Here is a 5,869-nt window from a genome sequence, read left to right as displayed (position 1 = left end):
CCAATGGGCTTGAGGTCAAATTTCTCTATGACGACCTTGGCAACATTGGGAGACAGGAATCCAGGCAGGGTCGGTCCCAGGCGGATGCCTTTGACGCCCAGGAAGAGCAGGGCCAGGAGAACCGCCACGGCCTTTTGCTCGTACCATGCGATGTCGTAGGACACCGGCAGGTCGTTGATGTCCTCCAGTTCGAATATCTCCTTGAGCTTGAGGGCGATGACGGCGAGGGAGTAGGAGTCGTTGCACTGGCCTGCATCGAGGACTCGCGGGATGCCGCCGATGTCTCCCAGGTCCAGCTTGTTGTAGCGATACTTGGCGCAACCGGCGGTCAGAATAACCGTGTCCTTGGGAAGGGCTTGTGCCACTTCCGTGTAGTAGTCGCGGGACTTTTGGCGTCCGTCGCAACCGGCCATGACCACGAACCGTTTTATCGCGCCGGATTTGACGGCGTCCACGACTTTGTCGGCCAGTTCAGTAACCTGATGATGTGCAAAACCGCCGACGATGGAACCTTTTTCGAGTTCTATAGGCGGCGAACACTTTTGGGCTTGGGCGATAATTCCCGAAAAGTCCTTGGCTCCGCCCTCAGGTCGCTCGGGGATATGCTTGGCTCCCTCGTACCCCACGACGCCGGTCGTATAGAGACGGTCGAGGTAGGTGTTGCTTTTCTTCAGCGGCACAAGGCAGTTGGTGGTCAGCAGGATGGGGCCGTTGAAATCTTCGAATTCGGGATTCTGTTGCCACCAGGAGCCGCCATAGTTGCCGACGAAGTGATCGTACTTCTTGAAGGCGGGATAGTAGTTGGCGGGGAGCATCTCGCCATGCGTGTAGACGTCGACGCCTGTTCCCTCGGTCTGCTTGAGCAGCTCTTCCATGTCTTTGAGGTCATGGCCACTGATGAGAATGCCGGGCTTGTTGCCCACACCGATGTTGACCTCGGTGATCTCGGGATGCCCGTATGTGGAGGTGTTGGCTTCATCCAGAAGAGCCATTGTCGTGACTGCGGTCTCTCCGGCCTTCATGACCAGGCCAACCATCTCGTCCACGGACAGGTCCTTGGTTGTGGACGCCAGGGCTTCCAGCATGAAGTCGTCTATTTCCGGCTTGCGGTATCCGAGAACGGCGGCATGCTCTGCATAGGCGGCCACGCCCTTGAGGCCAATGATCAGGAATTCGCGCAGAGAACGAACGTCCTCATCCTCCGTGGCGAGGATGCCGATTGTTTTGGCCTTTTCCGCAAAGGAAGAGACGGGCCCGCTCCAAGTCGCAGCTTCAGGCAGGCTGTCGGCGTAGTCTTTGCCATGTTTCGTCTTGTAGGCGGCAAGGAACCGGGTTTTGAGCGCGTCGCGGCGTTCAAGGGCTTCCTGGATTAGCTTTTCGAATCGGGCGTCGTCCCAATTGGCGTTGGTTATGGTGGCGAAAAGCCCCTGAAGCACGAAATCATCGTTGGACCTGTCGGGTTGCCCCAAGTCTTTGAGTCCTTCGCCATATACCGCGATACCTCGCAGAACAAAAATCAGGAGGTCTTGAAGGTTGGCGGTTTCTTCCGGTTTTCCGCACATCCCCTTGACGGTGCAGCCCGAATTTTTCGCCGTCTCCTGACATTGGTAACAGAACATACCTGTCTCCTTTGGTTGGAGGTTGATGCTGTACGGCTTTTGGCCGACACAACCGTTCTACCTGACAGCAGGTTTTCATGACTCTAAAAATAGAGGCTAACTTCTTTGCCTTTTTTTGTCTTTGACTTGCGTCAAATAATAACCCTACTCGGATGGGGAAAATCGATTACGAGGGCATCTGCCGGACTGTCCCGCTAATAGGAAAAAGGAAACTTTCGGCCTTCCTTTTCATACTTTTTTTGTTTGTCAAAATTGAACCGATTCAAATTGTTCGGTTTTCGACGACTTCGCCGGGCGAGGGGGATGCCTCTGTTCCACAGCGGAAAAGGCAAAAGATACCTTCCAAAAACAAGGCCCGCGGAAAAAGCTAAAACGCCAACCAGGATGTATATAAGCATAGTTTGTTACTGTAAAATTATAATTATTTAAACATCTTACATTGAAGTTAAAACAGTTTGATCATAGCTGCTAAAAATGGGTCCATCAATAGGAATCGGGCGACGATATTCAAAGATTCAATTACAGGCTAAACGTATTGAGCAAAAAAGAGGGAGGGGTTTAAACCCCTCCCTCCTTACGTCGTTAGTGGTTAGGCGGATTACTGCTTGCCAAAAACCTCCACCGGCCTGGTGGTCTCCCCGCCAGTGTTCGGGAAGTCAGGGTACTTGTATGCCTTGGTGTTGGTTTCGATGAGGTGGCGAGCTTCTTCCATGAACTGGTTGTAACGGTGCTTGCACTCGTAGAAACCATGCCACCACGCATAGTCGGGGGCCATCATGGCAGAGCCCATTCTTGCGCGACGGCCTTCGTGATGCCAGAGCTCGTAGTATTCAACTTCCAAATGCTCATCAAAGAACTTTGTCTTGTCGAGAAGCCCCTTGGCGTACAACTCGTCAAGCATCTTCTTGGCAGGCTTGAAGTAGGCTTCATTGTACTCTTCAACCGCTTTGTCGGTCTGAGTGTAGTGGTCTTCAATCCAGGCCGTGCCGTGGCACTGCCTGCAGATGTCCTTCATCTTGTCCCTTTCAACTTTCCAGTCTGTACCGGAGGGGAAAGCCTTGAAGTCCTGCGGACGAACGGTAAGGGGAGCCTGGAGTTCCCAGGAGAGACGCTCGGTCACATCGTGAGTCGTGGGTTGCATTCCGGCGCCCGACATATGGCAGGAGGCGCAAGTCGGAGCGCGATAGTCTACGCCTGGCGTCCAAGCTCCGGGGGCAGAATCGAAGTTGTATTCATGCTTGAAGGCCTGATAGATATCGCCATGTTTGGATTCGTTGTATATTTCAATTTGCGGATGATCCGGGCCAAGGTGGCATTGTCCGCAAGTTTCAGGCTTGCGTGCTTCCATCACGGAAAAACGGTGACGGGTGTGGCAGCTGGTACAACTGCCAAGGGAGCCATCCAGATTGACACGGCCGACACCTACATTGGGCCATGTCGCCGGGTCGAGCTTGCCGTCCTTCATCTTCAGGACCGTGCCGTGGCAATAGTAACAACCGGTCTTCCGCTCGTTGTCGGAATTCATCCCCTGGTTCAACCACGGATCAATTTTCCACATGATCTCAATAGTGTTTGCGTGCTTGCTCTTGGCGTACTGTTTGGCCTCGTCAGGGTGACAGCGAGAGCAGTCCTTTGGGGTGACAGGGGATGCCACCGGGACAAAGTATTGCTTTTCACCCATGGGCATATCGCCTCTGGAGTAATATTTTTCGTGGTCTACAGAAATATCCTTGTCCCCGGGTTGCGCCTGGTGACAATCAAGGCAGGTGATTCCCGCTGAAGCATGGCGGCTCATGGCCCAATCTGCAAAAATCCCGGGGGTTTCCTTTTTATGACATTCGATACATGCAACGCCTTGGGGAGGCGTGGCCCGATCCATGCGCAACTCCCGGACCTTCGGGAAGTTTTGCGCCGCAGCCGCTGCCGCGAACAGGGCTGTCAACGTGACCATCAATAGTACAATCACACTCCTTTTCATTCCGAACCCTCCTGGTGTCCTAGATTCCGCAGTCCATTGGCCCTGTAAGGCGCATTGAACTGCTTGTACTCGTAAAATTGTCGATCGTTGTGAACCAGCTCCCTGTGGCAATCCGTGCATCGGTACTCTTCGCCGTTGTTGGCGTATAGGACCTTGCGATGCGCCAACATTGCGCCGCGTTTTGCTGGCATATGCAGCAGATTGCGATGGCATTTCATACACTGGTCGTTCTTCATGGTTGACCAGACGTGCTCTTTCATGACTTGGCGGTCATAGGTCTCCGCACCGCCTGTGTAATGGGAAACAACGTCCTTAAGCCCGTGCGCTGCTTTTGCATAGAAAAAGTCAAACGTGTCATGGGGGGCAGGCAAATGACAATCCATACAATCGGCAACAAAGCCCTGGCCATTGTTTGCGTGCGTTGACGATTTCCAGCCCATCACCGCAGGCTGAATTTCGTGGCATAGGCCACAAAACTCCGGCGTGGAAGTCCTCACCATGGTGTAGTAAGTCATGCTGAAGAGCGGAAACGCTATTGCGACACCGACAACGATGAGCAAAAGCGATTTGGTTTTTCGCTCCATACCTCCTCCTGTTTTCAGAATACACCCGACATCTCTATTTGCCCCCAAGATGGTGGGATATTAGAACACTGCCACAGAACAAGAAGGGCGGCTAGTGTTTTTGGATGTTGCGCACAAAAGTCATCATATTGGTTACGAGAACTCGGCATGAGCGACAGCTTCGTTGAAAAATGTTGAAAAGTATTTGATAGTGCTAATGACAGCCCTTTTCATTTCTCAACTTCGATTTCCTTTTATGGAGACCAAATCATGGAGCTTTCCCTCAGCAGCAAAATTGGCGGCCTCATTGAGGACTACCCCTTTCTCTTGGATTTTTTGCTGAACAAATCGGCAAAGTTCAAAAAACTATCCAATCCGATCTTACGCAAAACATTGGCTAAAGCCGCGTCCATATCTCAGGCGGCTTCTTTGGGCGGCCTGTCCCCAGATACCCTGCTCATCGAAATAGCCGAACAGATATATCTGAATTCCAACGACCCTGTAACTATCGTGAATCCTGGAGGACGAGGGACTCCAAAGGTCATGACTCGCGAGGAACGGGTAAAAGCCTTCAAGAACATCGTGCTGCGCGTTCATGGAGGGGAAACCTTGAATGCCGTCCGAGAAGAGTTCCACGAATTGCTTCAGGATGTGTCTCCTGCCGAAGTGGGCGCAATGGAGCAGGCGTTGGTTGCCGATGGGATTGACGAATCCGAGATAAAAAGACTCTGCAACCTTCATGTCGAGCTTTTTGAATCTTCCGTGGACTCCGAATTGCCCGAAATGGCACCAGGCCACCCTATTCATACTATGCAGGCCGAAAATCGTGAGGCTGCCAGGAAGGCCGAGCGCCTTGATGAAGCCGTCAAGCAGACATCGGACGACCTGACATATGCCGCAGCTCACCAAGGTCTTCAAAATGGCGTCAATGAACTCGCAGATATAATCCGGCATTACGAACGCAAGGAAAATCAGCTGTTCCCGATAATGGAATCCCATGGGTTGACAGCGCCCCCACAGGTTATGTGGGCGATCCATGATGATATCCGCCAATTGTTCAAACAGACCAGGGCAGAGCTGGAGACTAATGATCGCGAAAAATCTCTGTCATTGATTTCAAATCTTTCTGTCGCTGTCAGAGACTTGATCCACAAGGAAGAGACGATCATGTTCCCGATGTGCTTTGAAGCTTTCTCCGAAGAAGATTGGGTAAAAGTCCGTCTGGGCGAAGAGGAGATCGGCTTTGCCTGGGTTGTTCCTGGGAACGAATGGCAGCCTGCAAGCGACAAAGCAAGAGCCTCTGACGCGGGGCCCGGCCTAGTCTCTTTGGAGGCGGGAGAACTCCGGCCGGAGGTGGTAAACGCCATCTTGAAATCGCTCCCGGTCGATCTGTCCTTTGTGGATGCAAAGGATCGGGTCGCATATTTTTCCCAAACCGAACACCGCATATTCCCCCGCAGTGAAGGAATCATCGGTCGGGAGGTATCCAAGTGCCATCCCCCCAAAAGCGTCCATATGGTTCAGGAGATTCTTGAAAAATTAAAGTCTGGAGAAAGAGATGTAGCTGAGTTCTGGATACAGATGAATGAAGCCTTCATTCATATTCGCTTTTATGCAATCCGCCAGACGGACGGCACATATGAAGGCTGTTTGGAAGTCGCTCAAGACGTAACCCACATCAGAGCACTGACCGGAGAGCAAAGATTGCT

General features: G+C 52.3%; 4 protein-coding genes. 1 reads left to right on the top strand and 3 read right to left on the bottom strand.

Translation table 11 applies throughout. The features are described from left to right. From hcp to J0909_RS18140, 3 genes are all read right to left on the bottom strand, one after another. Positions 1 to 1,619 (bottom strand): hydroxylamine reductase (gene hcp, locus J0909_RS18150; RefSeq protein ID WP_207265097.1); only part of this gene is annotated, 1,619 nt, incomplete at its 3' end. Positions 1,620 to 2,217: 598 nt separating this feature from the next. Then, a complete protein-coding gene (locus tag J0909_RS18145; protein ID WP_207265095.1) occupies positions 2,218 to 3,597 on the bottom strand; it encodes a multiheme c-type cytochrome in 1,380 nt (459 codons plus the stop codon). Next, positions 3,594 to 4,181 (bottom strand): NapC/NirT family cytochrome c, encoded by a 588-nt coding sequence (locus tag J0909_RS18140; protein WP_207265093.1) that lies wholly within the window; start codon positions 4,179 to 4,181, stop codon positions 3,594 to 3,596. The genes J0909_RS18145 and J0909_RS18140 overlap by 4 nt, the downstream gene beginning before the upstream one ends. 249 nt (positions 4,182 to 4,430) lie before the next feature. Here J0909_RS18140 and J0909_RS18135 point away from each other — a divergent pair. Beyond that, positions 4,431 to 5,869, top strand: a 1,439-nt coding sequence (locus tag J0909_RS18135) for a DUF438 domain-containing protein (RefSeq protein WP_207265091.1), incomplete at its 3' end; no start/stop codon positions are given.

Origin of the sequence: Desulfovibrio sp. Huiquan2017 (assembly GCF_017351175.1) — a bacterium.
Taxonomy (GTDB): domain Bacteria; phylum Desulfobacterota; class Desulfovibrionia; order Desulfovibrionales; family Desulfovibrionaceae; genus Pseudodesulfovibrio.
The sequence above is the reverse complement of the archived record's forward strand: the minus strand, read 5'-3'. Positions and strand labels throughout refer to the sequence as shown.